We start from the raw sequence: 26,477 nt of genomic DNA on the forward strand, positions 1-26,477 counted from the left end.
ATGAAATTCAGTGAACAATGGCTGCGTGGCTGGGTAAGCCCGCAGGTAAGTCGTGACGAGCTGGTTGCTCGTCTGTCGATGGCCGGTCTTGAGGTCGATAGCGTTACGCCGGCCGCCGGCGAATTCACCGGTGTGGTAGTGGGCGAGGTGCTGAGCACCGAGCAACACCCGGACGCCGACAAGTTGCGCGTTTGCCAGGTCAGCAATGGCTCGGAGACTTTCCAGGTCGTGTGCGGTGCGCCAAACGTGCGCCCGGGCCTGAAGATCCCGTTCGCCATGATCGGTGCCGAACTGCCAGGTGACTTCAAAATCAAGAAAGCCAAGCTGCGGGGCGTTGAGTCCAATGGCATGCTGTGCTCGCAAGCCGAGCTGCAAGTCGGTGAAGGCAACGATGGCCTGATGGAATTGCCGGCCGATGCGCCAGTGGGTCAGGACATTCGTGAATACCTGAGCCTGGACGACGCCAGCATCGAGGTCGATCTGACCCCGAACCGCGGTGACTGTCTGTCCTTGGCCGGTCTGGCCCGTGAAGTCGGCGCGCTGTACGCCGCTGAAGTCACCCGCCCGGTGGTTGCTGTAGTGCCGGCCGTGCACGACGAAGTGCGTTCGATCGAAGTGCTGGCGCCAGCCGCTTGCCCGCGTTACTTGGGTCGTGTGATCCGTAACGTTGACTTGTCCAAACCAACGCCGCTGTGGATGGTCGAGCGTCTGCGTCGTGGTGACGTGCGCAGCATCGACGCTGCCGTCGACATCACTAACTACGTGATGCTGGAGTTGGGTCAACCACTGCATGCCTTTGATCTCGCCGAAATTAATGGCGGCATCCGCGTACGCATGGCTGAAGAAGGCGAGAAGTTGGTACTGCTCGATGGTCAGGAAGTCAGTCTGCGTAGCGATACGTTGGTGATTGCCGACCATACCCGCGCCTTGGCCATCGCCGGCGTGATGGGTGGCGAACACAGTGGTGTCAACACTGCGACTACTCGCGATGTATTCCTGGAAAGCGCGTTTTTCGATCAGATTGCTGTTGCTGGCAAGGCCCGTTCCTACGGGCTGCACACCGATGCCTCGCACCGCTACGAGCGTGGCGTGGATTGGCAACTGGCCCGTGAAGCCATGGAGCGTGCCACCGGCTTGCTTCTGGATATCACTGGTGGCGAAGCTGGCCCGATCATCGAAACCGTCAGCGAGCAGCACCTGCCGTCGATTGCGCCAGTTACCCTGCGGGCGCAACGCATCACTCAGATGCTGGGTATGGAAATGGATTCGGCCGAAGTCGAGCGACTGCTCAGTGGCTTGGGTCTGAAGGTTTCTGCCGATGGAGCAGGGCAGTGGCGCGTAGAAGTGCCAAGCCATCGCTTCGACATCAGCCTGGAAGTCGACCTGATCGAGGAGCTCGCCCGTCTGTACGGTTACAACCGTCTGCCAGTTCGTTACCCGCAAGCTCGTCTGGCACCGCAGGCCAAGGCTGAAGCACGGAGCGATCTGCCTGAACTGCGTCGTCTGCTGGTAGCCCGTGGTTATCAGGAAGCGATCACCTACAGCTTCATCGATCCAAAACAGTTTGAACTGTTTAATCCAGGTGTCGAGCCACTGTTGTTGGCCAACCCGATTTCGAACGACATGGCCGCCATGCGCTCATCTTTGTGGCCAGGCCTGGTCAAGGCGCTTCAGCACAACCTGAACCGTCAACAGGATCGCGTGCGCCTGTTCGAAAGCGGCCTGCGTTTCGTCGGTCAGCTGGAAGGCCTGAAGCAAGAGCCGATGCTGGCAGGTGTTGTTTGCGGTAGTCGTTTGCCGGAAGGTTGGGCGCAAGGTCGCGATGTAGTGGACTTCTTCGACGTCAAAGCCGATGTGGAAGCGGTGCTGGGCTTTGCCGGGGCGCTTGATTCGTTCACTTTCGTACCAGGTAAACACCCTGCGTTGCACCCGGGTCAAACCGCTCGTATTGAGCGTGAAGGTCGTTTGGTCGGTTTTGTCGGCGCTATCCATCCCGAATTGTCTAAAACCCTCGGTCTTGACCGCCCAGTCTTCGCCTTCGAGCTCGTTCTTGCGGAAGTGGCATTGGGTAAAATGCCTAAATTCCAGGAGTTATCGCGCTTTCCTGAAGTGCGTCGTGATCTTGCACTGATCGCCGAAAAAGACGTCGCAGCCAGTGCAGTACTGGACGTAATCCGTGAAAATGCAGGGGAATGGCTGACGGACCTCAGGCTATTTGACGTATATCAGGGTAAAGGCATTGATCCTGATAGAAAAAGCCTTGCAGTCGGCTTGACCTGGCAGCATCCATCGCGCACTCTTAATGACGATGAGGTGAATACCACGACGCAAAACATCCTCACCTCGCTCGAACAAAGGTTGAACGCCACGTTAAGGAAGTGACGTATGGGGGCTCTGACGAAAGCTGAGATGGCGGAACGTCTGTATGAAGAGTTGGGCCTGAATAAACGGGAGGCCAAGGAATTGGTCGAACTGTTTTTTGAAGAAATCAGGCACGCTCTTGAAGACAACGAACAAGTCAAATTGTCCGGTTTCGGCAATTTCGACCTTCGGGACAAACGCCAGCGGCCTGGCCGCAATCCGAAAACGGGTGAAGAAATCCCGATCACGGCTCGCCGTGTGGTCACCTTTCGTCCAGGGCAGAAGTTGAAGGCCCGAGTTGAGGCTTATGCTGGAACCAAGTCATAACGACGAACTACCCGTCATCCCAGGTAAACGCTACTTCACCATTGGTGAAGTCAGCGAGCTGTGTGCGGTAAAACCACACGTGCTGCGCTACTGGGAGCAGGAGTTTCCTCAACTCAACCCCGTCAAACGCCGCGGAAACCGCCGGTATTATCAGCGACAAGACGTGCTGATGATCCGGCAGATCCGCGCGCTTCTTTACGATCAGGGGTTCACCATCGGCGGCGCACGCTTGCGTTTATCCGGCGATGAAGCCAAAGATGACACGACCCAATACAAGCAAATGATCCGCCAGATGATTGCCGAGCTGGAAGATGTTCTGGTGGTACTCAAGAAATAAATTCCTGCTTTTAAATACTTCCAGTTTTCAAAAGCTTGCGATATATTCTTGAGCGTTCTTCGAGAAGAGGAACGGATTTAACGCCTAGTCGGGGCGTAGCGCAGTCCGGTAGCGCACTAGCATGGGGTGCTAGGGGTCGAGTGTTCGAATCACTCCGTCCCGACCATATTTTTCAAGGGGTTGCGAGATTTTATCTCGCGACCCCTTTTTATTATTCGGCGTTTTTACCCCCACAAAACCACTGGCTCTGGTGTGAGTTCACGCCGTTTTTGGCCCTTTTTCGCGCTGCCTTTGGCACCAATCCTGTTTGATATTTCTCTTCCTTTCTCAGCTTTTTCGTATGTCAGATGGTCTTGCCTAACGCCTTGTTTCCGGGCAATTAGGGCGTTTTCCCTCACCCGCTCCGCGACGCTAAACCCTGGAAGCTCAGTTCCGATTCTTCGTTCTTAACGGTCACCATCCCAAATCAGCGAAACCGGCTGTACGTCACGCGGGTCGTGCCTTTGAAGACAAACGGAAGCAGCGAAAGCCGGACTTCCGATTGTGCGCTAGGGAAACGGAATAGAGCGCAGGGAGGGCGCATCTATTCGAATTGATTGCTGACGGGCTGTGGGCCTTGTGAAGCCTCGTTGATTACAAAGCCCAGGGGCCGATATGGAATCAAACCATCGCGTCCGAGAGCCTGACTCAAACCTCCAAATTCGACGTTTTTGGGCCCAAATCGCAGTGCCAAACAGACCGCAAATTCACCCGATTTCTTGCTGTTTTGGTGACAAACCATTTTGCAGGTAGTTGGCACCGATTGAGTGCCGCTGAACCCTCGAAAGATCCGTCGGCCGCGGTTTCTAGCGGTCAGCTCGGAATCTCTTGCAAGGTCCTGGTCGATGCCAAATCCGCTGCTAACTCACAAAAACCACTGGCTCTGGGTGGGGCCTATGGTTAGATCGGTGGCGACGAATTCAGCTTGCCGTGTTGAAGCTCCGATTAAATTCAACTACGTCATGATGAGAGGGATTTTTGGCGAACAGGGCAGAGAGTTGCGCATTGAATGCCTCTCGCTTCTGCGCTGCGACTCCCTTGACTGCGGCATTCAACATGGGACGCATCTCATCAGCGGTGTAATCGCAGCAGTACGCTGGCGTACAAGGTTGTTGACGCCATGAGTCCTCCAGGCGGCCACTGTCGACTGGCTCGAATCCAACTTCATTGACAAGTTGCATCACGAGACGCTTGTGATTTGCATCGTCACCAGCAACGGCGACTCCCAGACGGTTTTCCGCACCTTTTGGCTTACCAAGATTTTCTAGCGAATAAGCCAGAATATTATTGAATGCCTTGATCACCGGTCGGCCAAGCTGCTCGCTAACCCAGACGCTCTCCGTTTGACCATTTTCCAAAGCAGCGATGCGCTCGTCTCTCAGGCCAGGGTAGTAATTACTCGTGTCGATCACTGGAACCGAAGATGGCAATGCCGCCAGCAGGTTATTGGGAAGAGCTGCCATGGCTGGTTGGGGGATGGAAACAATCACAGTATCGGCGCCGTCGAAGACATCGTTCAGATCGCAAGCAATAGCACCCGCTTCCTTGGCAAAAGTGCTTACCGAGTCTTTTCCGCGAGAGTTGGCGACGCTGACCTCATGGCCAGCAGTGACGAGCTTTCGGGCAAGGGTTCCGCCGATAGACCCAATACCAACGATCGCGATTTTCATAATGCCTCCAGAGATTCAAAGTCTGGATACGTTAGTATTCGCACTGCAGGTTCCGCAAGAACCGACGATTTAGTCTGTAACCCACCAAAAGGTAAGTATCGATGGCGCGTGAGTGGGAATGTGAGAACCCTTTACGACGGCAGGCCTGGTCTGCCGCTATAAACGCTACGCTTCGCGTTTTGGAGGGCAAATGGAAAATTGTGATTATCAATGAGTTGATGGCCGCTAAAGGCCGGCCGCTTCGGTTCTCCGAACTGGAGAAGCTCATTCCCGATGTCACGCAGAAGATGCTCATTCAGCAATTGAAAGGGCTTCAGCAGGACGACATCGTTCAGCGTACCGTATACCCAGAGGTGCCGCCGCGGGTGGAGTACGCGCTAACGGCGCTGGGGCATGCACTCGGCCCGGCTATGACTGCCCTTATAGACTGGGCTGAGCTTCGTCATCAGCACGAGGCAAAGGGCATAAACCTGTCTAGCGTTAGCGACAATGAGCTGTTGGAACGCTAATGCGCCATGTTGGGCTACCCAAAACGTCAGCTCGTTTCAAATCTGATCAGCTGTGGTTTCAAAACGTAGATTTGTGACTATGTATTTGTTTGGTCACATTGTAAGTCCTCGATAGGGTGAGTAAGCTATTTCCATGAATCAGCCATCAATATCTTCGCCTAGCCCCCGTGGCCCAATCGATCACGAGATTCGCGATCAAATTGTCGCGGCGGCCAACGAACACTTCAGTCAATACGGCTATGGCAAAACCACGGTTTCCGACCTGGCCAAGGCCATCGGGTTTTCAAAGGCCTACATCTACAAATTTTTTGATTCCAAGCAGGCGATCGGTGAAGCCATCTGCGCAAATTGTCTGGCAGAAATCGTCGTGGCTGTGGAGAAGGCTATCAATGTAGAAGACCTGTCGCCGACGGAGCGCTTTCGACGTTTGGTCAAAACGGTGATCGCTACAGGTGTGAATTTGTTCTTTAACGACCGAAAACTCTATGACATTGCAGCGTTCGCAGCGTCGGAAAGCTGGCCCAGTACGCAGGCTTATGAGGCACAGATCAAACGCTTCGTGTTGCAAATCGTGCGAGAGGGGCGAGAGATTGGCGAATTTGAACGCAAGACTCCGCTGGACGAGACAGTAGAAGCGATACATCTCGCGCTGCGGCCATTCGTTAACCCCTTGCTGCTGCAGTACAACCTCGATTTTGTCGAGGAGGCGCCCACGCTCACCTCCAACCTCATCTTGCGTAGCCTCATGCCTTGACCTTCGGCTAAGGTTTATCGCATATCGCGGGTACCCGTCAGAATCTTCAATGGCTTTTCACTTTGCCCTTCTTCCATCCGTCGAAGGGCATTTTATTTATCTGCGATGTGACCATTTGTCTATTTAGTCACATGAATAAACAGGGCGGTTCCTTTCTTCTAATGCTTCATCTCGTCAGTTAGTGAGCGAAGCCCGCTCTCGGGTTTTGGTAGTAGCTGAAAGAAGAGGGGCGTGCATTAAGTGCCGCGTCATCCGGTTAAGTCATCGGGTCGCTACAGGCTGGGCGTCAGGCGGTTGCCAGCCGCCACCAAGCGCTTTGAATGCCGCGACCGCCGCCCGTGCCGATTCCGTTCGTGCTTGCGCCCTTGCATCGGAAGCCTGCAGCATCGTCTCGTCGGCATGAAGGACATCGATCAGGCTGGCCGTACCTTTCTGATAGGCAATGAACGACGATTGGCGAGCTTGCGTCAGAGACGCCTCTCCCCCGGTGAGGGTGGTTGCTTGAGCTTCCCGATTTACCAGTGCGGAGAACGCGTTCTCGACATCCTCGGTGGCGCGCAGCACAGACTGACGGTAAGCGGCCAGGGTTTCGGCTTCCTGTCCCTTGGCTTGGTCGATCTGGGCGTTTATGCGACCGAAGTCGAAGAGTCTCCAGCGTAGCCCCAATACGCCCGCCGACTGGCTGGCTCCGCCGGTAAAAAGGTTGCCTGCGGATACAGCCGTGGCACTGCCCAGCAATGCGCTCAGGGAGAATTTCGGGTAGTACTCGGCAATCGCCTCCCCGATGCGTGCATTTGAGGCTGCGAGATGGCGCTCAGCAATAATGAGATCTGGCCTGCGGCGCAGCAGATCGGCCGGCGATCCCGTGGCCTTTATCTGCGGCGCTACAGGAATGTTCCCCGTATTTGCCAATTGCATGCGGTGAGTGCCTGGCGGCGTGCCGAGCATGACGTCCAGTGCATTCATGGCAGCATCCAGGCCGGTCTGCAGGGCCGGTACTGTCGCTTGGACCTGCGATAGTTCCCCCTCAGTCTGACGAACCTGATAGTTGGCGGCGAGGCCCTTGCTGTAGAGCAATTGGACTTTCTCTAGTGGCTCCTGCTGCGTTTTGACTTGTCGGTTCGCAATGTCCAACCGGGTCTGCAATCCGCGGATAGTGATGTAGATATCGGCGGTCTGCGCGGCGATGGTCAGTCGTGTGGCAGCGACACCCGCTTCGGAAGCCTGGTACTCGGCCAGTGCAGCCTCGCGTCCGCGTCGCAATCCGCCAAAGACGTCCACCTCCCAACTGGCATCGAGATTGACCTCGTAGGAACTTCCGTACCGATCATAGCCAGGGGTTGAGTTCAACACCTGGCCGAGCGGGGTCTCGATTGACTGGTAGGAACGCGCGGCTTGGCCGCTGATGTTTCCCGAGGGTAATAAAGCGGCATTTGCGGCGCCTAGTCCTGCCCGTGCCTGGGTTACTCGCGCCGACGCCTGCGCCAGATCTAGGTTCTGCTCAAGTGCCTTGGAGACGAAGTCGGCGAGCAGTGGATCACCAAAGCCTTCCCACCAGGCGACAAGACTGGCAGGCGTCACCCCAGGCCTCTGTTCGACAGAAGGCTGACCCAAGTAACGGTCCGAAAGCGGGGCGTCCGGACGGTGATAGTCCGGACCGACCGCGCAACCTGTCATCAAGCTGGCACTCACCAAGAGAGCAACGGGGCGGAGGGGAGGCATTGAGGCTCCTTCAATTGAGCATGTTTGTGACCATATTACGTTATGGTCACTTCCTGTCAATCGACGCTTGTTCAGTCAAGTTCGAAATTGACTCAGCGTATACGGCGAATTAGCCGCTGAGGTGGAAGGGCTTAGAACTTCATAGCGTGTGACCGTTGACATAAATGGTCACTAGACTGAGAATATGACGCCTGTCCTATTTGTTTAAGTAAGGGAACCTATGCGCCGGCTTCGACCTTTCCCCATTGCCGCTTGCTTGTTGCCTCTCGTCCTGACGGCATGTGGCGACTCATCCACCGTTGACGATCCACGCACGCATGCCCCTTTGGTGAGGTCCACTGCTGTTCAGGCTTCGTCCGATGTCTCGCGTTCTTTCAGCGGTGTCGTGGTTGCCCGCGTCCAGGGCGACCTGGGCTTTCGGGTATCAGGCAAGGTGCTTGAGCGTCTGGTTGACACCGGTCAGACCGTTAAGCGTGGTCAGCCACTCATGCGCCTTGACCCAATCGACCTGGGGTTGCAGGCGCGAGCGCAGCAAGAGTCGGTCATAGCCGCACGGGCCCGAGCCAAGCAGACAGCAGATGACGAGGCGCGATACCGCAGTCTGGTTGCCGCAGGCGCTATTTCTGCATCGGCCTACGACCAGATCAAAGCCGCAGCGGATACCGCAAAGGCGCAGCTTGGCGCTGCAGAAGCGCAGGCTGACGTTGCCCGTAATGCTTCTGGTTATGCGGTGCTGCTTGCCGATTCCGACGGCGTGGTGGTGGAGACGCTCGCCGAGCCAGGACAAGTTGTCAGCCCGGGACAGCCCGTGGTTCGACTGGCGCGGGCAGGACAGCGCGAAGCCATCGTGCACCTGCCCGAGACGTTGCGCCCCGCAGCAGGATCCACTGCGCAGGCGACGCTTTATGGCAATTCCACGGATGCTGTTACAGCAAAGCTCAGGCTGCTGTCTGACTCGGCCGACCGAATGACACGCACCTTCGAGGCGCGGTACGTGCTTGAGGGCGCGTTGGCCAATGCACCGATAGGTTCGACCGTCACACTTCGGATCGCTGAAGTCGTCACGCAAGGGCAGGGGCTGCAAGTACCGATCGCTGCCGTTTATGACCCAGGCCAAGGCACGGGCGTGTGGGTGATCGCCGGTACGCCGGCGAAGGTGACCTGGCGACCTGTACAAGTCCTGGGCTTGAGCGACGACACAGTGCGAGTCGCGGGCGACCTCAAAGTCGGCGAGCAGATCGTAGCGTTAGGCGCACATCTGTTGCGCGAAGGTGAAGAGGTGAGATTGCCTCAACAGGATGACGAAAAAGTTGCCGAGGGGCGTCCATGAGCGAGGGTCGCTTCAATCTTTCCGCGATCGCCGTTCGTGAGCGCTCCATTACGGTGTTTCTGATCTTCCTGATTGCCGTTGCAGGCACCCTGGCGTTCTTCCAGCTGGGGCGTGCGGAAGATCCGCCGTTTACGGTCAAGCAGTTGACGATCATTACCGCGTGGCCGGGCGCCACGGCGCAGGAGATGCAGGATCAGGTAGCAGAGCCACTTGAAAAACGCCTGCAAGAACTGAAATGGTACGACCGCACGGAAACCTATACGCGGCCCGGTCTCGCTTTCACCATGGTGTCGTTGTTGGATCGCACGCCACCCTCACAGGTGCAGGAAGAGTTTTATCAGGCGCGCAAAAAGCTCGATGACGAAGCCACCAAGCTACCGGCGGGTGTGATCGGGCCATTGGTCAACGACGAGTATTCGGACGTGACGTTTGCGCTGTTCGCCCTCAAAGCCAAAGGCGAGCCGCAGCGACTGTTGGTGCGTGATGCTGAGGCGTTACGCCAACAACTGTTGCATGTGCCGGGTGTAAAGAAAGTCAACATCACCGGTGAGCAAGCCGAGCGCATCTTTGTGTCCTTTTCCCATAACCGACTGGCCACCTTGGGCGTTTCTCCCCAGGACCTCTTTGCCGCGCTGAATAATCAAAACGTGCTCACACCCGCCGGTTCGATCGAAACCAATGGGCCACAGGTCTTCCTCCGGCTGGATGGCGCCTTCGATAAGGTGCAGAAGATTCGGGACACACCCATTGCGGTTCAGGGGCGCACGCTCAAACTCGCCGACGTGGCGACAATCGAGCGTGGTTATGAAGATCCCGCAACCTTCCTGGTGCGCAATAAGGGCGAAGAGGCCTTGTTGCTGGGGGTCATAATGCGCGAGGGCTGGAATGGCCTGGACCTGGGCAAGGCGCTGGACGCCGAAACGACGAAGATAAATGAAGGCATGCCGCTGGGCATGACGCTGACCAAGGTCACCGACCAAGCCGTGAACATTGACTCGGCTGTCGGCGAGTTCATGGTCAAATTTTTTGTCGCGCTGCTGGTGGTGATGCTGGTCTGCTTTCTCAGCATGGGCTGGCGGGTAGGTGTCGTGGTCGCAGCGGCGGTTCCGTTGACGCTGGCGATCGTGTTTGTGGTGATGGCGGCCACCGGAAAAAACTTTGACCGTATTACCCTCGGCTCGTTGATTCTGGCGCTGGGACTGCTGGTGGACGACGCCATCATTGCTATCGAAATGATGGTAGTGAAAATGGAGGAGGGCTACGACCGAATCAAAGCTTCCGCGTATGCCTGGAGTCATACGGCCGCGCCGATGCTTTCCGGTACGCTGGTAACGGCGATTGGCTTCATGCCCAACGGTTTCGCCCAGTCCACTGCCGGCGAGTACACCAGCAACATGTTCTGGATCGTCGGCATTGCTCTGATCGCTTCCTGGGTCGTCGCGGTGGCTTTCACCCCTTACCTGGGAGTGAAGTTGTTGCCGGACATCAAGAAGGTCGAGGGTGGGCATGCGGCTATCTACAACACTCCCCATTACAACCGCTTCCGCCGGGTTCTGACACGCGTCATCGCCCGTAAATGGCTGGTGGCCGGCACGGTTATCACGCTGTTTTTCGTGGCAGTTCTGGGCATGAGCCTGGTGAAGAAGCAGTTCTTCCCGACCTCGGACCGTCCCGAGGTGATGGTCGAGGTGCAAATGCCCTACGGAACCTCCATCGAGCAGACCAGTGCCACTGCGGCAAAGGTCGAGGCCTGGCTGCAACAGCAGGAAGAGGCAAAAATCGTCACGGCTTATATCGGGCAGGGCGCGCCGCGTTTCTTCCTGGCGATGGCGCCAGAACTGCCCGATCCATCGTTCGCCAAGATCGTGGTGCTAACGGACAGTCAGGAGGCGCGTGAAACCCTCAAGTTCCGTCTTCGCGAAGCGGTCGCTGCAGGCCTCGCCCCAGAGGCCCGAGTCAGGGCATCTCAAATTGTGTTTGGTCCGTATTCGCCATTCCCGGTGGCCTACCGGGTGATGGGGCCGGACCCGACGAAGCTGCGCGAGATTGCGGGTCGTGTGCAAGATGTCATGCAAGCCAGCCCGATGATGAGGACGGTCAACAGCGACTGGGGCCCTCTGACGCCGACGCTGCATTTCAGCTTGGATCAGGATCGCTTGCAGGCGGTTGGACTGACATCCAGTGCAGTCGCCCAGCAGTTGCAATTCCTGCTGACCGGAGTGCCGATCACGGCGGTTCGTGAAGGCATTCGTTCAGTGCAGGTGGTGGGGCGCGCCGCCGGGGACATCCGGCTCGATCCCGCCCGGATTGAAGGCTTCACATTGGTGGGCGCGGCGGGTCAGCGTATCCCTCTGTCCCAGGTCGGAGAGGTGGATGTGCGTATGGAGGATCCGATTCTTAGGCGCCGTGACCGCACGCCGACCATTACCGTGCGCGGCGATATTGCCGAAGGCTTGCAGCCACCGGACGTCTCGAGCGTGATCATGAAGGAGCTGCAGCCGATCACAGACAAGCTGCCTGCCGGGTACCGGGTCGAGCAGGCAGGTGCGATCGAGGAATCGGGCAAGGCCGGTCAGGCGATAGTGCCGCTGGTTCCCATCATGATTGCCTTGACGCTGCTGATTATCATTGTCCAGGTGCGTTCTATCTCGGCAATGATCATGGTGTTCTTCACCTCGCCGCTGGGATTGATTGGCGTGGTGCCAACGCTGCTGATCTTCCAGCAGCCGTTTGGTATCAACGCCCTGGTCGGGCTGATCGCGCTGTCGGGCATTTTGATGCGCAATACGCTCATTCTGATTGGGCAAATTCATCACAACGCGCAAGAAGGGCTGGACCCGTTTCACGCAGTGGTCGAAGCCACGGTACAGCGTGCCCGCCCGGTACTGCTAACGGCGATGGCGGCCATCCTGGCATTCATCCCGCTGACCCATTCTGTTTTTTGGGGCACGCTGGCCTACACCCTGATCGGCGGCACTTTGGTCGGAACCATCATGACATTGGTGTTCCTGCCAGCGATGTACGCCATCTGGTTCAAGATCCGTCCTGACAATACGGGTCAAACCGAAACAGCGAATAAGCAAGCACGCCTGGTGGATAGGACGCCATCCCGTCCTCTCGCCGCTCACCTCACCACAAAGCTTTAGCCATAGGCCATAGCGTGGGCGTCGACTGAAAAATGAAGAGGGTTCAATGATTAATCTCGAAGGTCAAAAGCGAATCGTGGTCACGGGCGTCGGAATTGTCGGGCCTCTGGGGTGCGGAGTAGAAGAAGTCTGGAAGAGACTGCTGGCTGGGCGCTCTGGCATCCGTAAGCTGCCCGACGATATTACTGAGGGTACGGGCGTTGCAGTAGGCGGCCAGGTGCCGTCTCTGGAAGATGATGCCATCGCGGGTTACGACCCGGAGCGCATCATCTCGGCCAAGGATCGCAAGAAGATGGATCGCTTCATCGAGTTTGCACTTGTGGCAGCGCACGAAGCTCTGGAGCAGGCAGGCTGGCATCCGACAGAAGTCACAGACCAGGAGCGGACCGCCACGATCATTTCATCGGGCGTGGGTGGCTTTGGCGCGATAGCCGACGCTGTCCGCACTACCGATGCGCGTGGTCCTCGCCGATTGTCGCCATTCACTGCGCCGTCTTTTCTCGCCAACATGGCGGCCGGGCACGTATCCATTCGGAACGGATTCAAAGGCCCGCTCGGCGCTCCGGTAACAGCCTGTGCTGCTGGAGTACAAGCCATCGGCGATGCGGCCAGAATCATCAGAAGTGGTGAGGCGGATATCGCCATATGCGGCGGTACCGAAGCCGCGATAGACCGTGTAACCCTGGGTTGTTTTGCGGCGGCCCGCGCGCTATCAACAGGCTTTGCCGAGTACCCGCAGCAGGCTTCACGTCCCTTTGATCGCGACCGTGACGGCTTCGTCATGTCCGAAGGTGCCGGGTTACTGGTGATCGAGTCACTGGAGCATGCGTTGGCTCGTGGAGCCAAACCACTGGCGGAACTGGTCGGTTACGGCACCAGCGCCGATGCCTATCACTTGACGGCGGGCCCGGAGGACGGCAGCGGTGCACGCCGCGCCATGGAACAGGCACTGCGCCAGGCGGCTGTGAGTCCTGCCGATGTTCAGCATATCAATGCACATGCGACCTCTACGCAGGTCGGTGACAAAGGCGAACTGGCAGCGATTCGTTCGATATTCGGGAGCGACTCAAGCGTCGCGATCAGCTCGACCAAGTCCGCCACCGGGCATCTGCTTGGAGCGGCTGGAGGCATTGAAGCTGTGTTCACCGTACTAGCGCTTCGCGACCAGGTGGTGCCGCCCACACTGAATCTCGATCATCCCGATGAGGCGGCCGGCGGCCTTGATCTGGTCGCACTCAACGCTCGGCAGTTGTCGATCACGCATGCGCTATCAAATGGGTTCGGTTTCGGCGGTGTTAACGCCAGCGTGCTGTTTCGCCGTTGGGAGCCTGAGTCTGAAGTGTGACGCTCAAATGACGACAACCGGAGCTGAGCAGTGGGTGCAGGGGATCCAGACCGCTTTACTGCATCAATTATTGGGCTGATGACAGCTTATGTTCGTATTACGGCGATCTGGTTTGGCTCCATGTGCATTCTGTCGCACACACACACACAAATCCGACCTCAACGGGTATTGAACATCTCGCGAATCAGGTTGGGCGTGCTGCCGGTCCAGCGTTTGAAGGAGCGCCGGAAGTTAGCTGCATCGTTGAATCTCAGATAGTCCGCCACTTGTTCATTACTGAATCCCTTTATCTGATACAGGTAAAGCGCCACGTGCTTGCGCACCAAATCCACCTGCTGTTGAAATCCTGTGTCGTGTTTTTGCAGTTTGCGCTTGAGCGTGGCGGGACTCATGGCGAAGGCCTGGGCGGCTTGTTCGAGGTTGGGAGCTTGGCGCACGTGGCTTTGCAGGTAGCGGTTAACACAGTCGATGAAGCTTGAGGCAAAGCCCAATTGTTCGATTTGTCGGTGGGCTTCCTGGCGGGCGACCTGGCCCGCGGTGGCCGAGGCGTCGGGCCAGGATTGGGCGAGAAATTCCCGGGGGATGCGCATGAGGTCCAGCGGGCGTTTGAACTGTGTGTGCTCGCCCAGGTGCACCCAGTACTGCTCGACATAACGCGGTTCGGCATGGCTGAAGCTGCATTCCCACGGCAGGCGCTGGCCGCTCTGTGACCGGCTCATGGCAACGATTGAGGTCATGCTCGCCTCCAGCAAAAAACGCCATTGCTCGCCCGCGCCGCAGCTGTCCAGCCAGTAGAAATAGGCATGCTTTTCGTCCAGCACCAGCCGCGGCGTGGCCAGCGGGCAAAGCACCGCCTGCTGTTGCACCAGAGTGTCGAGGGCCTGGTGCAGGTTTTGCGCGTGTCGCAAGGCGTGGCTGGCAGGGCCGTAATGCCCCGGCAGCAACCGCTGGCCGAACAAAAAACTGCTGTCATCGGCATCCAGCAAGCGCCGGCTATTGCCGATCAACCCTAGAAATTGTTGCGGGCTGAGACGAGTCTGGCCGGCCAGGATGTCCTCATGAAACAGTCCAGTCCCGCGCAGCAGGCGATGGCTGTCAATGTCCCGGGACAGCGCCAGATCAATCAGGGTTGCGGGTTGGTAATGCCCGGGAATGAAACGGCTGTCAGCTTCGAACCAGGTATTTTTCAGGGTCATGAGCGGGCCTCAGGCAATTTTTGCCAAGGGCTGTTTGGCCCGGGCCAGTGCCAGGTTGAGGCGTTTGAGCAGGGCGTCCGGCGCTTCTTCCACGGCCATGACCACTGCCGTGCTGGCCGACAGGTGTATGCGTTCGCCGTGTTGTCGGGTTTTGTGGGCCAGCCCTTGTACTGCCTGTTGCAGTTCCAGCGCCAGCAAGCGTGCCTGGCTCTCGCCGGTGTTGGGCAACAACACCACGAAACGATCGCCTGCCAGTCGGCAGAGCAGGTCCTGGCGGCGCAGGTTGAGCAGCAGCAAATGACTGAGCGCCTGCAATACGGCATCGCCTTCGGCATGCCCGAACGCCTGATTGATCGCCGCGAAGTTATCGATGTCCAGCGCCAGCAATGACAAGGGTTGCGCTTGACCCTGGCTGTCCTCAAGGCTGCTGATCAACTGGCGTTTGAGGTAATCGGCACCGCCCAAAGGGGTGAGTTTGTCGAACAGCCGGTGTTCGCGAAAGAGCCTTTCACGCTTCTCCATTTGCGCGCTGATCGCCAGTTGTTCGCGGTGCCAGTGATAGATGCCGAGTGTCAGCAGAATCATGCCCACCGGCATCGGCCCGGACTCCAGCCAGTGGTCCCAGGTGATGCTGTCGGGCAGGCGGATGAACTCGTCAAGGCTGTCGATCCACCAGGAAAAAAAGATGCAACTCAAGCCCAGTGCCAGGTAATTGGTGACGCGCCCGGCCGGGCGACTCTTGAGCACCAGGCCCAGCCAGACCAGCGCGAGCAGCGCGGAACCCCCTTCGCCTATGATGTCCAGCCAGACCCATTCGCTGACACTTTTCAGCTCGCCGCAGGCCAGGTGCAGCAGCAATCCCATGTTCGCCGCCAACAGCAGCAGCGCGAGTTTCCAACGATGGGGTTTGAGCACTGAAAACATGGCCGTGATCCTTTGGCGAAGAGGTAATGCGCGTCAGCACAGCAGATGTTTGTGACAGCGATGTGACCGGGGTTTGAGGTCGAATCAGCTCATGGCCCTGCGCAGTTTTCTGTCTGCCAATGCCCTGAATACCCTCACGCAGCTTTCGGCAGGTGCGGGGAGTTGAGTGGTGGCTGGCGGTGGCAGGTCAAATCAGCTCAATGTGTGCCGCAATACCGGTAAAAACCCCGGTTTAAAGCGCTTCCCGCCAACCTGTGTCACAGGACTGTCATCCGTCGACCCTAGCGTGCCCTCCCAGTTGCCGGGCCACTTGCCTGGCGTTTACAGGACTCTGGGGAGGACCACCATGTACCAGCGCAGCAGCACCGCCGGGATCGTCAGCTTTACGCTCACCGCCTTGGCCATGGCAATGGCCAGCGAACGCCTGAGCGCCGCTGAAACCGCACCCAACACTGAACACGTCGAAGTGGTCGGGCAGGCTGCGAGCATCGATCAGGCGCTGAAGGAACAGCGCAACTCCGACAGCATCAAGAGCGTGGTGCATGCTGACGGCGTGGCTCAATTGCCGGACGAAAACGTCGCCGAAGCGGTGCAGCGGTTGCCGGGAGTCAGCGTCGAGCGTGATCAGGGCGAAGGACGGTTTGTCAGCGTGCGCGGTCTGGGGCCGGACCTCAACAGCGTGACCATCAATGGCACGCTGGTGCCGTCGCCGGAAAGCGAACGCCGCGCCGTGGCCCTCGATGTGTTGCCCTCGGAACTGGTGCAGTCCTTGTCGGTGATCAAAACCCTGACCCCGGACATGGATGCCAACTCGCTGGGCGGCACCGTTGATGTGAAAAGCCTCTCGGCCTTCGATCACACGGGCCTGTTCTACACCGGCAGCAGCGAAGCCAGTTATGACAAGAACACCCACCAGACCAGCCCGAAGTTTTCCGGCGCCGTCAGTGATCGTTTCAGTCTCGGCGATGGCATCGACAACTTCGGTGTCGCCGCCGCGCTGAGCTGGCAGAAGCGCGACTTCGGCTCGGACAACGTCGAAACCGGCGGTGCCTGGGATTTCGAGCAGGGCGCCAAACTTGAGGAGTTCGAGCAACGTGACTACGACATCAGCCGCGAACGTGCTGGCGGTGGCCTGAACTTCGATTACAAGCCCGATGACTTCAGCAGCTATTACCTGCGCACGCTTTACAGCCGCTACAAGGACAGCGAAACGCGTAACTCCACCAGCTTCGAATTCGCCGATCCACAGGCCGCAGGCGAATTGGGTGACGCCGAAGGTTCGCGCAAACTCAAGCAGCGCGAAGAGACCCAGGAAATCCAGTCCTACGTTTTCGGTGGCGAGCGCATGTTCGGCCTCTGGACTGTCAGCAGCCAGGCCGGTTACAGCCGCTCCAGCGAAGACAGCCCGGGCCACATCGCCAATGCCAAATTCGCCGGGATTGATGACTTCACCGACAGCGGTTTCTACGACAACGACAAGCCACGGCCGATCATTGGCCAGGCCTTCTACGACCCGAGCAATTTCAGCCTCGACAAAGTCGACTGGGAAAAACAGAAAACCACCGACACCGAGAAAAACCTACGCCTGGATCTCGCTCGCGACTACGACTTCAAAGGCTATGCGTCCCAGGTCAAATTCGGTGGCAAGGTCAGCCGGCGCAACAAGGACAACAACCTCGACGCCTGGGTCTATGAAGACTTCGACGATCTCGGTTTCAGTGATGACCAACTCAATCTGACGCAATTCAAGAAGGGCAATGTCGACTACCGTCTCGGCCAGTTCGGGCCGGGTATCAGTGGCAGTGCGGTCAAGCAGTTGATCGGCGGCCTCAATCAAGCGGATTTCTATGACGAGACCGAATCGCGGGTCAACGACTTCAAGATCAGCGAGGACATCAACTCCGGCTACCTGATGAACACCCTCGATATCGACAACTGGCGCTTTATCGCCGGTCTACGCTACGAGGGCACCGAGTTCGAAGCCAAGGGCACCGGCGTGACCGACGGTGAGTTCCAGTCCACCGAGACCAAGCGCCGTTATCACCACTGGTTGCCGGGGCTGCACGCACGCTATCAACTGGACAAGAACACTCAGGTCCGTGCGGCCTGGACCAAATCCGTGGTGCGCCCGACTTTCGGCCAGCTCGCGCCCGGGTTTGTCATCGACGATGACGAGGCCACGTTTGGCAACCCGGAACTCAAACCGCTGGAGTCGAGCAATCTCGACCTCGGTATCGAGCACTACATGGGCCGCGCCGGCACCGTCTCGGCTTTCGTGTTCTACAAGGACATCAAGAACTTCGTCTACAACACCGACCTGGCAGGCTCGGGTGCCTGGGTCGATTTCTCCGAAGCCCACACGTTCGCCAATGGCGACAGCGCCAAACTCTATGGCCTGGAGCTGGCGTACTCACAGAAATTCGACTGGCTGCCGGCGCCCTGGAACGGCCTGCTGGTTGGCGCCAACACCACCTTCAGCCGATCGGATGCCGAGATCAAAGGCTTCGACGCTGCCAGCGGTATCAATCGCAAGCGCAGCATCGATTTGCCCAATCAGGCCGATACGGTCGGCAACCTGATGCTCGGTTGGGAGGACGACAAGCTGAGCCTGCGCCTGTCGGCCAACTACAAGTCGGATTACCTCTTTGAGCTCGCCTCGATCAATGACAAGGCCCACGACCTGCACGTCGATGCCCAGACCTTTGTCGACTTCAGCGCTCGTTACTCGCTGACCAAAAACCTCCAGGTCAGCTTCGAGGCGCAGAACCTCACCGACGAGCCCTATTTCGTTTACACCGGCAACCGCTCCTACAACGGCCAGTACGAAGAATACGGCCCGACCTACAAGCTCGGCCTGACCTTCACCCACTTCTAAGCCCCGTTGCAGCTCTCTTACGACAAGGACTTTGCCTGTTCATGAGTATTTCGTTTCTACCCAAGCGCCACGTGCTGGCTGCATTGATTTGCCTGACCACCGGCCAGGTGCTGGCGGCTGCGCCGACCCTGTCTCTCAAACCCTGGGCACCGAACCTGTCGGTCGATGCCGTGGCGTTTCTGCCCGCCAGCCCCGACGGCGAACGCCTCGCCGCCAGCGAGCGTGACGGCTTGCTCTTGCTGGATGCGCAAGGCAAGGAACAGCTGCGTTTGAAGGGCTCGTTCAATGGCGTGGACAGCCGCGCCGCCGGCCAACAAGTGTTGGTCGCGAGCCTCGACAACAATCGTCAGCAAGCACTGTTGGTCAGCCTTGATCCGCGTAAGCGCACATGGGGTCAACCGGTTTATCTGCCGCCGCGCGATTACCCGGTCAATGGTCTGTGCCTGTACCGCGACGATGCGAGCAACCTGTTCCTGTTTCTAGTGGGCGAGGAGGGCAAGGGCGAGCAATGGCTGGTGGGCAATGGCGCGACGCTCAACTCCCAGCCACAACGAGTGCGCGGTTTGCCGCTGCCGCCTTCGGCAACGGATTGCCAGGTCGACGATGGCGTCAATCAGTTGCTGGTCAACGAGGAAAACGTCGGATGGTGGGCCTACCCGGCGCATCCCGAAGCCGATGTCACGCGCAGCCCGGTGGCCATGCGTGAACCGTTCGGCGAGATCAAAAAAACCGCAGGCGCCATGGCGTTGGTGCCGGGTGGCATTGTCGCGCTCGACCCGAAAGCGGCGCAATTGCACCTCTATCAGCAGCAGGGTGAACGCTGGTCAGCTCAGGCAATCCTGGCGCTGCCAGGCTTGAACGAACCGGAAAGCCTCGCCCTGCGCCCAACCGATAAAGGCCTGCAAATACTGCTGCGTGACGATGACGACGGCCGACTGTATCAAGGCGTGCTCGACTGGCAGCCTACGCCGATGCCGTTGACGCCAGTGCTGCCAAGCGTAAAAGCGCTGAGTCAAAGTGATCCGGTCGGGCGCCAGGGCGATGCGGCGGACGATCCGGCGATCTGGATTCACCCCCAGCAACCCTCCCTGAGCCGTGTGCTGGGCACCAATAAAAAGCAGGGGCTGCTGGCGTACGACCTGCAAGGCAAGTTGCTGCAGGACCTGCCGGTCGGACGCCTGAACAACGTCGACGTGCGACCGAATTTCAAGCTCGGCCAGCAGACGGTCGACCTCGCCGTGGCCAGCAATCGCGATCGCAACAGCCTTAGCCTGTTCAGCATCGACCGTCATAGCGGCGAGCTGCGCGAAGCTGGCGAGATCCCCACGCCACTCAAGGACATCTACGGCATCTGCCTGTTTCAGCCAGCGAGTGGCGAGCTCTACGCCATTGCCAATGACAAGGACGGCACCTTCCTGCAATACCGCCTGAACGCGCCGAACGGCACGGTGCATGGTGAGTTGGTGCGTCAGTTCAAGGTCGATAGCCAACCCGAAGGGTGCGTGGCCGACGACCAGCGCCAACGACTGTTTCTCGGTGAAGAAGACGTCGGCGTCTGGGCGGTGGATGCCCGCGCCGATCAACCGGCGACATTGAGCAGCGTAATCAAGGTCGGGCCGCAACTGCAGGCCGATGTGGAAGGACTGGCGCTCTATCAAAGTGCGGCTCACGACTACTTGGTGATCTCCAGCCAAGGCAACGACAGCTACCTGGTGCTGGATGCCGAGCCACCGTTTGCTTCGCGCGGCGCCTTTCGCGTCGGTTTGAACGCCGAGCTCGGCATCGACGGCGCGGCGGAAACCGACGGCCTGGAGGTCACTTCGGTGAACCTCGGCGGACCTTGGAGTCAAGGCCTGTTGGTGGTGCAGGACGGCCGCAAACGCATGCCCGAGCAAACGCAGAACTTCAAATTTGTGCCGTGGGCCGAAGTCACCCAGGCCCTGAAGTTGCCTTGACCCGAGCTGTCATCAACCCGTCATCCGTTTTTCATCGAATAGCTCAACGGCCGTCGCGCATCGGCGGCCCGCGAGCATCAGACAAGGAGTTTCACCATGCAGGCCACACTCGAACACATGACGATCTGGGGGCTGATCAGCGACGCCAGTCTGTTGGTCAAAGCGGTCATGCTTACCCTGTTGCTGGCCTCATTGCTCAGTTGGTACTTGATCATCCAGCGCAGTCGCGTGCTGCAACAGCGCGAACGGCAGATGAACGCTTTTGTGCAGCGCTTTCGCGATACGACGGATCTGCTGCCGCTGTACCGGGAAACGGCTGACAGCGAGAACGGCGTCGAGCCGATATTTCACGCCGGGCTTCACGAGTTCAATCATCTTCATCAGCACACGGGCAATGCCGCCGACGTGGTGCTCGAAGGAGTGGAGCGCGCGTTGTACGTTGCCATCAGCGAGCAGGAAGTGCAGTTGGAGAAAAGCTTGCAGTTCCTCGCGACTGTCGGTTCGGTCAGCCCTTACATCGGCCTGTTCGGTACCGTTTGGGGAATCATGAACTCGTTTCTCGGCTTGTCTCAGGTGCAGCAAGCAACGCTGTCGACCGTGGCACCGGGCATCGCCGAAGCGCTGATCGCCACGGCCATCGGCCTGTTTGCGGCGATTCCGGCGGTGATTGCCTACAACCGCTTTTCCTCCCGCAGCCAGACCTTGCTCACCCGTTACTACGCCTTCGGCAATGAGCTTCAAGTGCGCTTGCATCGCACGTTGCACGGCAAGTCGTTGAACCTGGCCGCCGCAGCCTGAGAGGAGAATGAAGATGTTGGTCAGACCGCAACGCAAGCACGGGCCGAAGGCCGAAATGAACGTCGTGCCGTACATCGATGTGATGTTGGTGCTGCTGGTGATTTTCATGGTCACCGCACCGATGCTGACTCAGGGAGTGAAGATCGACCTGCCCAAGGTGGCCAGTGAAGCCCTCGCCACTGACACGCGTCAGCAAATCCTGACCCTGTCGGTGAAGGCCGAGGGCGGTTACTACTGGAACCTCGGCGGTGAACTCGATACCCAGCACCAGACCGACAGCGCCGTGACACTCGACGACATGCGGGCAAAGGTCGCGCAGATTGTCAGTGAGCGGCATGACACACAGGTCTTTATCCGCGCCGACAAGGACGCCGGTTATGGCAGTGTGGTCTCGGCGATGGCGGCGTTGCAGCAGGGCGGGGTCAGCAACCTCGGGCTGGTGACCGAGGCTCTGCAATGACGGCGATGATCATGCACACTTCGACCATTTCGCTGCAGCGCAGTGTTCGCAGCGGGTTCTGGCAAAACAGTTTGGCGGCGGGGCTGGCCGGGGCGCTGCACGTCATTGTCCTGGCCTTGTTGGTACACGGCTGGTCGCTGGAAAAAACGCCAGCCACGCAGCCGACTGTGTTGAGAACCCAATTGGTGATGTTGCCGCCGCAGCCGCAGGCACCCGAACCGGTTCCAGCTTCAGCGGAGCCAGCTCCACCCGAGCCCGTTGCTGCCGCCCCCGTCGAGTCGATCAAACCTGCTGTCGATCCGCAGCTCCAGATACAAAAAAAACTCGAACAGGCAGCCTTGGCGCGCAAACGGGTCGACGATAAAAAACGCGAGCAGCAAGCCGAGCAACAGCGCGAGCGTCAGGAGACGCAACGACGTAACCGTGAGGCCGAACAACAGCAACGCGAACTCGCCCAGCAGCAAGAACAGCAAGAACAGCAAGCACAACGCGCCGAGCAGGCCAGACTGGCGGCCGAACGCTCGCGCCAACTGGCCGCACAGAAGGCGGCCGACAGTCGTCAATATTTGCCTTTGAGCAAGGAAGCGCCGGACTATCCGCAGCGGGCTCTGGACAAGAACATAGAGGGTGATTGCTCTGTGGAATACACCGTCAACCCGCAGGGCAAAGTCGAGAGTCCCAGAGTGCTTGAGGGTTGCCATCCGCTGTTTATTCGTCCATCGCTGGCCGCCGCCAACACCTTCCGTTACCAACCGCGAATCGTCGACGGTCAAGCAGTTCCGGTGCCGGCCGTGCGCAATACGTTCCATTATCGGATCAAATAAGAAGGGCGCCGCATCAACGCCATGTCATGCGCCATGGCTGGACCCTGTTTCTGGCTTTTATTAGTCCGCTCGGCAGGGTCAGGTCCCTTTAATGGATCAATCTGCCGCTGAGTCTTTACCTGATATACGATAAATCATATATTCGGAAAGCCGTATATGAGCTGAGACTTCCTGTTCAGGTAGATCCGCCTTCCGTCACACCCTTCACGAAATTCATGAGCGCATCAAGATGTTCGTCCAGGTCAAAAACAAACACTGAGAAACGATATGGCTGACCATCTGACACCGACCACTGTTTTCAAATGCCTGGCTGACGACACTCGGGTGCGCACCATGATGCTCATCACTCGTGAAGGAGAGCTTTGTGTTTGTGAGCTGACCTGTGCGTTGAATGAAAGTCAGCCAAAAGTCTCCAGACACCTGGCACAGCTGCGTAATTGCGGTTTGCTGTCGGACCGTCGGCAAGGCCAATGGGTGTATTACCGACTGCACCCGAATCTTCCTGATTGGGTCCATCAAGTGCTGACCACTGTGCTCGAAAGCAATAAGCGTTGGTTGAGCCCTGACGCCAAACGCCTTGATGAAATGGGCGACCGTCCTGAGCGGGCACTCGCCTGCTGTAAAAGCTAGATCGTTGAAGTGGTTTCACCTGCCGGTAGAAGACGATCAATCTCCCGGCGAAGCATTCAAAACCGCATGGGCGCAGCACCATCCGCGTCTCAGGCAATTCATCGGCCAGTTCGACACCCAGTCGAACTCTCACTGACTACAGATACGGAGCACAACAACATGACCATCAAAGTTGGAATCAATGGCTTTGGTCGGATCGGTCGCCTAGCCCTGCGAGCAGCCTGGAACTGGCCGGAATTCGAGTTCGTACAGATCAACGATCCGGCAGGCGATGCGGTAACCCATGCGCACCTGATCAACTTCGACTCGGTGCATGGTCGTTGGCACAGCGAAGCCAGCGCCGAAGGCGATAGCGTCGTCATCGACAGTAAGCGGATCAAAGTAACGGCGAACAAAGCGATTGCCGACACCGACTGGTCGGGTTGCGATCTGGTGATCGAGGCCAGCGGCAAGATGAAAACCGTGGCGGTATTGCAGGCCTACCTGGATCAGGGCGTCAAGCGTGTGGTGGTCTGCGCTCCAGTAAAGGAAAAAGGCGCGTTGAACGTCGTCATGGGCGTCAACCATCAGCTGTTCAAACCGGATGAACATCGCATCGTCACGGCCGCTTCGTGCACCACCAACTGCCTGGCGCCAGTGGTAAAAGTGATCCACGAAAAGCTGGGCATTCGCCACGGCTCGATCACCACCATCCATGACCTGACCAACACCCAGAGCATCCTCGATCAGCCGCACAAGGATCTGCGTCGTGCGCGTGCCTCCGGTATGAGTCTGATCCCAACCAGCACGGGTTCGGCCACCGCTATTGCCGAAATCTTTCCGGAGCTGCGTGGGCGCCTCAATGGTCACGCCGTACGCGTACCGCTGGCCAACGCTTCGCTGACTGACTGTGTCTTTGAAGTCGAGCGAGCCACCACTGTCGAAGAGGTAAATCAGTTCCTCAAAGACGCTTCCGAGAACGAGCTGAAAGACATTCTCGGTTTCGAGGAGCGTCCATTGGTGTCCATCGACTACCGTACTGACCCGCGTTCATCGATCATCGATGCGTTGTCGACCATGGTCATCAATGGCACCCAGGTCAAACTCTATGCCTGGTATGACAACGAATGGGGTTATGCCAATCGCACCGTCGAACTGGCCAAAATGGTCGGTCTGGCAGTCTAAGGAGCGGTCATGAAAGCGTTGTCAGCCCTCGCTCCGGAAGTGCGGCAGTACCTGCTCGTTACGGGCAACTATTGGGCTTTTACGCTCACCGACGGCGCATTGCGCATGTTGGTGGTGCTGCACTTTCACGCGTTGGGCTATAGCCCACTGCAAATCGCGGCGTTGTTTCTGTTCTACGAACTCTTTGGCGTTATCACCAACCTCGTGGGTGGCTACCTCGGCGCCCGTCTGGGGTTGAACCGAACCATGAACATCGGGCTGGGCATTCAGGTCGCGGCGCTGCTGATGCTGACCGTTCCGGTGGCTTGGCTGACCATTCCCTGGGTGATGGGCGCTCAGGCACTGTCGGGAATTGCCAAAGACCTGAACAAGATGAGTGCCAAAAGCTCTATCAAACTCCTGGTCCCCGATGGGCAGCAGGGCAAGCTCTACCAGTGGGTGGCGATCCTCACCGGCTCGAAGAACGCACTCAAGGGCATCGGTTTCTTTCTCGGCGGAGCCTTGCTGGCGCTGATTGGTTTTAAAGGTGCGTTGCTGACTATGGCCAGCGTCCTGACGCTGATCTGGATCAGCAGCCTGATCCTGTTGAAGAAGGACTTGGGCAAGGCCAAGGTCAAGCCCAGGTTTCGCGACATCCTGTCCAAGAGCCGGGCGATCAATATCCTTTCAGCGGCGCGGATGTTCCTGTTCGGTGCCCGCGACGTCTGGTTTGTGGTGGCCTTGCCGGTTTACTTGAGCAGTGTTTTCGGCTGGGACTTCTGGAAGGTTGGCGGTTTCCTCGCAGCTTGGGTGATCGGTTACGGCATTGTGCAGTCCTTCGCTCCGAACATTACCGGCAAGAAACGTGGACACGTACCGGATGGTCGTGCGGCATTTTTATGGGCACTTGCCTTGGCAGGACTACCTGCGGCCATTGCACTAGGGCTGAATGCTGGGCCGTCGCAACAGGTGGTGCTGTTGGGTGGACTGATGGTCTTTGGAGCGCTGTTCGCGGTGAATTCGTCGCTGCACAGCTACCTGATCGTGTCCTATGCCAAGGAAGACGGGGTATCGCTGGACGTGGGCTTTTACTACATGTCCAACGCCATGGGCCGTCTTATCGGCACGGTGCTCTCAGGCTGGGTGTACCAGCTGCATGGATTGGAGGCCTGCTTATGGATATCGAGCGCTTTCGTGCTGCTCGCGGCCTTGATTTCTATCGGGCTGCCCAAGCATTCGGTGTAGAGCGACCTTTTCGTGTAATAAATGTCGCTCGGTGTCCTGAGAGGGGCGACAGCAGCCATTGCGCCTTTTTTTGTTTGTCCGTTCGTCCAATGCTTGGCACTTGCCAATACGTTGTCATCTCTCAAATACAAGCACGGACTTCCCGTGTATCAGAACGGAGAGCCAGCATGGACATTGATGAGAATGCTCCTGGAAATAAATCTCAGCAGGGCGTAACGGGCGGCACTGATAACGAAACAGGACATGATTCCAACGAGAAAGAACCTGAGGTTCCGCTGCCTCCAGACGACGAAGCGCCTGTCGATGAAGAAATGGCCGATGTGGATGCCACCAACTCAGTGTCGAGCGAGCATCCAGAGCCTTGACGCTTGCGTGTCGTTCATGAACCTGGCCCAAGCGCCGGTTTTTCAAGCCCGTTCATCAACTGGACTGCACCCCGCGCTAACGCAGAATTCAAATGTGTACGGCCCAGAAAAGCTGGACCTCAATTGCGAGGTGGGTATGTCCATTGATTCGAGTTTTGAAGATCGAACACAAGGTTCTGTTCCGTCCAAGCCTGAGCCAGGTTCCGAGGAGCCGCAGCGTCCTGATGATCCAGGCCAGCCCGATCCTTTAAAAAGGCCAAAGGACGAACGTCCTGAAGATTGGAGAGATCCAGCCGAGAGGAACATGCCAGAGGCGGATGAAGAGACGTCGTCAGCTGACAATATGCGGTAACTGAGATAGCCCGACCGCTCCGGTGCACTTTCCCGTAATAGTGGTGTTGAGTGGCACCCAGGCAAGTGATTAATAGAAACGCGTAATTAAAGATTGACGGCAGATTCTGGAAGTCTATAATTTGCCCCACTTCCGGCGCAGTCGAAACGGAAAACTCCTTGGTAAACAAT

General features: G+C 58.0%; 22 protein-coding genes, 1 tRNA gene and 1 pseudogene. 20 read left to right on the forward strand and 4 right to left on the reverse strand.

Going from position 1 to position 26,477, the window contains the following annotated elements; genetic code table 11:
• From pheT to AC3WP4_RS22615, 4 genes are all read left to right on the forward strand, one after another.
• Positions 1-2,382, forward strand: coding sequence for a phenylalanine--tRNA ligase subunit beta (gene pheT / locus AC3WP4_RS22600; protein WP_102615201.1), 2,382 nt, complete (start codon positions 1-3; stop codon positions 2,380-2,382).
• A 3-nt stretch (positions 2,383-2,385) separates the two neighbouring features.
• On the forward strand, positions 2,386-2,688 hold the full coding sequence (ihfA, locus tag AC3WP4_RS22605; protein ID WP_002553164.1) for an integration host factor subunit alpha: 303 nt from the start codon (positions 2,386-2,388) through the stop codon (positions 2,686-2,688).
• Positions 2,669-3,025 (forward strand): MerR family transcriptional regulator, encoded by a 357-nt coding sequence (locus tag AC3WP4_RS22610; protein ID WP_003179985.1) that lies wholly within the window; start codon positions 2,669-2,671, stop codon positions 3,023-3,025. The genes ihfA and AC3WP4_RS22610 overlap by 20 nt, the downstream gene beginning before the upstream one ends.
• A gap of 89 nt (positions 3,026-3,114) precedes the next feature.
• Positions 3,115-3,191 (forward strand) — tRNA-Pro (locus tag AC3WP4_RS22615).
• Positions 3,192-3,984: 793 nt separating this feature from the next.
• On the opposite strand, the gene AC3WP4_RS22620 is transcribed toward AC3WP4_RS22615, so the two are convergent.
• Entirely contained in the window at positions 3,985-4,734 is a 750-nt protein-coding gene (locus AC3WP4_RS22620) for an NADPH-dependent F420 reductase (RefSeq protein ID WP_074875476.1), read from the reverse strand.
• A gap of 101 nt (positions 4,735-4,835) precedes the next feature.
• Here AC3WP4_RS22620 and AC3WP4_RS22625 point away from each other — a divergent pair, with 101 nt between their 5' ends.
• Entirely contained in the window at positions 4,836-5,243 is a 408-nt protein-coding gene (locus tag AC3WP4_RS22625; protein WP_074875478.1) for a winged helix-turn-helix transcriptional regulator, read from the forward strand.
• 133 nt (positions 5,244-5,376) lie between these two features.
• Positions 5,377-5,997, forward strand: a complete 621-nt coding sequence (locus tag AC3WP4_RS22630; protein ID WP_074875480.1) for a TetR/AcrR family transcriptional regulator — start codon at positions 5,377-5,379, stop codon at positions 5,995-5,997.
• A gap of 261 nt (positions 5,998-6,258) precedes the next feature.
• Here AC3WP4_RS22630 and AC3WP4_RS22635 read toward each other — a convergent pair whose 3' ends face one another.
• Entirely contained in the window at positions 6,259-7,719 is a 1,461-nt protein-coding gene (locus tag AC3WP4_RS22635; RefSeq protein WP_102615200.1) for an efflux transporter outer membrane subunit, read from the reverse strand.
• Positions 7,720-7,939: 220 nt separating this feature from the next.
• Here AC3WP4_RS22635 and AC3WP4_RS22640 point away from each other — a divergent pair, with 220 nt between their 5' ends.
• The 3 genes from AC3WP4_RS22640 to fabF are packed head-to-tail and all read left to right on the forward strand — an operon-like array spanning position 7,940 to position 13,540.
• Entirely contained in the window at positions 7,940-9,049 is a 1,110-nt protein-coding gene (locus AC3WP4_RS22640) for an efflux RND transporter periplasmic adaptor subunit (protein ID WP_102615199.1), read from the forward strand.
• Positions 9,046-12,195: an efflux RND transporter permease subunit gene (locus AC3WP4_RS22645; protein WP_102615198.1), complete on the forward strand. Its 3,150-nt coding sequence runs from the start codon at positions 9,046-9,048 to the stop codon at positions 12,193-12,195. The genes AC3WP4_RS22640 and AC3WP4_RS22645 overlap by 4 nt, the downstream gene beginning before the upstream one ends.
• A gap of 46 nt (positions 12,196-12,241) precedes the next feature.
• A complete protein-coding gene (gene fabF / locus AC3WP4_RS22650) occupies positions 12,242-13,540 on the forward strand; it encodes a beta-ketoacyl-ACP synthase II (protein ID WP_102615197.1) in 1,299 nt (432 codons plus the stop codon).
• Positions 13,541-13,698: 158 nt separating this feature from the next.
• On the opposite strand, the gene AC3WP4_RS22655 is transcribed toward fabF, so the two are convergent.
• Positions 13,699-14,736 carry an AraC family transcriptional regulator gene (locus AC3WP4_RS22655; RefSeq protein WP_074875490.1) on the reverse strand — a complete coding sequence of 346 codons (1,038 nt, stop codon included), beginning with the start codon at positions 14,734-14,736 and terminating at the stop codon, positions 13,699-13,701.
• 9 nt (positions 14,737-14,745) lie between these two features.
• On the reverse strand, positions 14,746-15,660 hold the full coding sequence (locus AC3WP4_RS22660) for a GGDEF domain-containing protein (protein ID WP_074875492.1): 915 nt from the start codon (positions 15,658-15,660) through the stop codon (positions 14,746-14,748).
• Between the two features lie 346 nt (positions 15,661-16,006).
• Here AC3WP4_RS22660 and AC3WP4_RS22665 point away from each other — a divergent pair, with 346 nt between their 5' ends.
• From AC3WP4_RS22665 to AC3WP4_RS22715, 11 genes and pseudogenes are all read left to right on the forward strand, one after another.
• On the forward strand, positions 16,007-18,535 hold the full coding sequence (locus tag AC3WP4_RS22665) for a TonB-dependent receptor (protein WP_102615196.1): 2,529 nt from the start codon (positions 16,007-16,009) through the stop codon (positions 18,533-18,535).
• Between the two features lie 41 nt (positions 18,536-18,576).
• A complete protein-coding gene (locus tag AC3WP4_RS22670) occupies positions 18,577-20,490 on the forward strand; it encodes a phytase (RefSeq protein WP_102615195.1) in 1,914 nt (637 codons plus the stop codon).
• Positions 20,491-20,586: 96 nt separating this feature from the next.
• Positions 20,587-21,288: a protein TolQ gene (tolQ, locus tag AC3WP4_RS22675; protein WP_074875499.1), complete on the forward strand. Its 702-nt coding sequence runs from the start codon at positions 20,587-20,589 to the stop codon at positions 21,286-21,288.
• Positions 21,289-21,301: 13 nt separating this feature from the next.
• Entirely contained in the window at positions 21,302-21,748 is a 447-nt protein-coding gene (tolR, locus tag AC3WP4_RS22680) for a protein TolR (protein WP_074880602.1), read from the forward strand.
• Complete coding sequence (locus AC3WP4_RS22685) at positions 21,745-22,572, forward strand: energy transducer TonB (RefSeq protein WP_102615194.1); 828 nt, start codon at positions 21,745-21,747, stop codon at positions 22,570-22,572. The genes tolR and AC3WP4_RS22685 overlap by 4 nt, the downstream gene beginning before the upstream one ends.
• 187 nt (positions 22,573-22,759) lie before the next feature.
• A pseudogene (locus AC3WP4_RS22690) lies at positions 22,760-22,831 on the forward strand (arsenate reductase ArsC); the annotation flags it as partial.
• 8 nt (positions 22,832-22,839) lie between these two features.
• On the forward strand, positions 22,840-23,202 hold the full coding sequence (locus AC3WP4_RS22695; protein ID WP_074875503.1) for a metalloregulator ArsR/SmtB family transcription factor: 363 nt from the start codon (positions 22,840-22,842) through the stop codon (positions 23,200-23,202).
• Between the two features lie 159 nt (positions 23,203-23,361).
• Positions 23,362-24,366 (forward strand): ArsJ-associated glyceraldehyde-3-phosphate dehydrogenase, encoded by a 1,005-nt coding sequence (locus AC3WP4_RS22700; protein WP_102615193.1) that lies wholly within the window; start codon positions 23,362-23,364, stop codon positions 24,364-24,366.
• Between the two features lie 9 nt (positions 24,367-24,375).
• Positions 24,376-25,590 carry an organoarsenical effux MFS transporter ArsJ gene (arsJ, locus tag AC3WP4_RS22705; protein ID WP_074875507.1) on the forward strand — a complete coding sequence of 405 codons (1,215 nt, stop codon included), beginning with the start codon at positions 24,376-24,378 and terminating at the stop codon, positions 25,588-25,590.
• A gap of 167 nt (positions 25,591-25,757) precedes the next feature.
• Positions 25,758-25,955, forward strand: coding sequence for a hypothetical protein (locus AC3WP4_RS22710; RefSeq protein ID WP_074875509.1), 198 nt, complete (start codon positions 25,758-25,760; stop codon positions 25,953-25,955).
• A 16-nt stretch (positions 25,956-25,971) separates the two neighbouring features.
• Complete coding sequence (locus tag AC3WP4_RS22715; RefSeq protein ID WP_146011621.1) at positions 25,972-26,307, forward strand: hypothetical protein; 336 nt, start codon at positions 25,972-25,974, stop codon at positions 26,305-26,307.
• Positions 26,308-26,477: the final 170 nt, after the last annotated feature.

It is taken from the genome of Pseudomonas sp. FW305-20, assembly GCF_058788075.1.

Bases quoted from the DNA above. Each gene is read 5' to 3' on its own strand.
- pheT (WP_102615201.1), top strand. From the start codon at position 1: ATGAAATTCAGTGAACAATGGCTGCGTGGCTGGGTAAGCCCGCAGGTA.
- ihfA (WP_002553164.1), top strand. From the start codon at position 2,386: ATGGGGGCTCTGACGAAAGCTGAGATGGCGGAACGTCTGTATGAAGAG.
- AC3WP4_RS22610 (WP_003179985.1), top strand. From the start codon at position 2,669: ATGCTGGAACCAAGTCATAACGACGAACTACCCGTCATCCCAGGTAAA.
- AC3WP4_RS22620 (WP_074875476.1), bottom strand. From the start codon at position 4,734: ATGAAAATCGCGATCGTTGGTATTGGGTCTATCGGCGGAACCCTTGCC.
- AC3WP4_RS22625 (WP_074875478.1), top strand. From the start codon at position 4,836: ATGGCGCGTGAGTGGGAATGTGAGAACCCTTTACGACGGCAGGCCTGG.
- AC3WP4_RS22630 (WP_074875480.1), top strand. From the start codon at position 5,377: ATGAATCAGCCATCAATATCTTCGCCTAGCCCCCGTGGCCCAATCGAT.
- AC3WP4_RS22635 (WP_102615200.1), bottom strand. From the start codon at position 7,719: ATGCCTCCCCTCCGCCCCGTTGCTCTCTTGGTGAGTGCCAGCTTGATG.
- AC3WP4_RS22640 (WP_102615199.1), top strand. From the start codon at position 7,940: ATGCGCCGGCTTCGACCTTTCCCCATTGCCGCTTGCTTGTTGCCTCTC.
- AC3WP4_RS22645 (WP_102615198.1), top strand. From the start codon at position 9,046: ATGAGCGAGGGTCGCTTCAATCTTTCCGCGATCGCCGTTCGTGAGCGC.
- fabF (WP_102615197.1), top strand. From the start codon at position 12,242: ATGATTAATCTCGAAGGTCAAAAGCGAATCGTGGTCACGGGCGTCGGA.
- AC3WP4_RS22655 (WP_074875490.1), bottom strand. From the start codon at position 14,736: ATGACCCTGAAAAATACCTGGTTCGAAGCTGACAGCCGTTTCATTCCC.
- AC3WP4_RS22660 (WP_074875492.1), bottom strand. From the start codon at position 15,660: ATGTTTTCAGTGCTCAAACCCCATCGTTGGAAACTCGCGCTGCTGCTG.
- AC3WP4_RS22665 (WP_102615196.1), top strand. From the start codon at position 16,007: ATGTACCAGCGCAGCAGCACCGCCGGGATCGTCAGCTTTACGCTCACC.
- AC3WP4_RS22670 (WP_102615195.1), top strand. From the start codon at position 18,577: ATGAGTATTTCGTTTCTACCCAAGCGCCACGTGCTGGCTGCATTGATT.
- tolQ (WP_074875499.1), top strand. From the start codon at position 20,587: ATGCAGGCCACACTCGAACACATGACGATCTGGGGGCTGATCAGCGAC.
- tolR (WP_074880602.1), top strand. From the start codon at position 21,302: ATGTTGGTCAGACCGCAACGCAAGCACGGGCCGAAGGCCGAAATGAAC.
- AC3WP4_RS22685 (WP_102615194.1), top strand. From the start codon at position 21,745: ATGACGGCGATGATCATGCACACTTCGACCATTTCGCTGCAGCGCAGT.
- AC3WP4_RS22695 (WP_074875503.1), top strand. From the start codon at position 22,840: ATGGCTGACCATCTGACACCGACCACTGTTTTCAAATGCCTGGCTGAC.
- AC3WP4_RS22700 (WP_102615193.1), top strand. From the start codon at position 23,362: ATGACCATCAAAGTTGGAATCAATGGCTTTGGTCGGATCGGTCGCCTA.
- arsJ (WP_074875507.1), top strand. From the start codon at position 24,376: ATGAAAGCGTTGTCAGCCCTCGCTCCGGAAGTGCGGCAGTACCTGCTC.
- AC3WP4_RS22710 (WP_074875509.1), top strand. From the start codon at position 25,758: ATGGACATTGATGAGAATGCTCCTGGAAATAAATCTCAGCAGGGCGTA.
- AC3WP4_RS22715 (WP_146011621.1), top strand. From the start codon at position 25,972: ATGAACCTGGCCCAAGCGCCGGTTTTTCAAGCCCGTTCATCAACTGGA.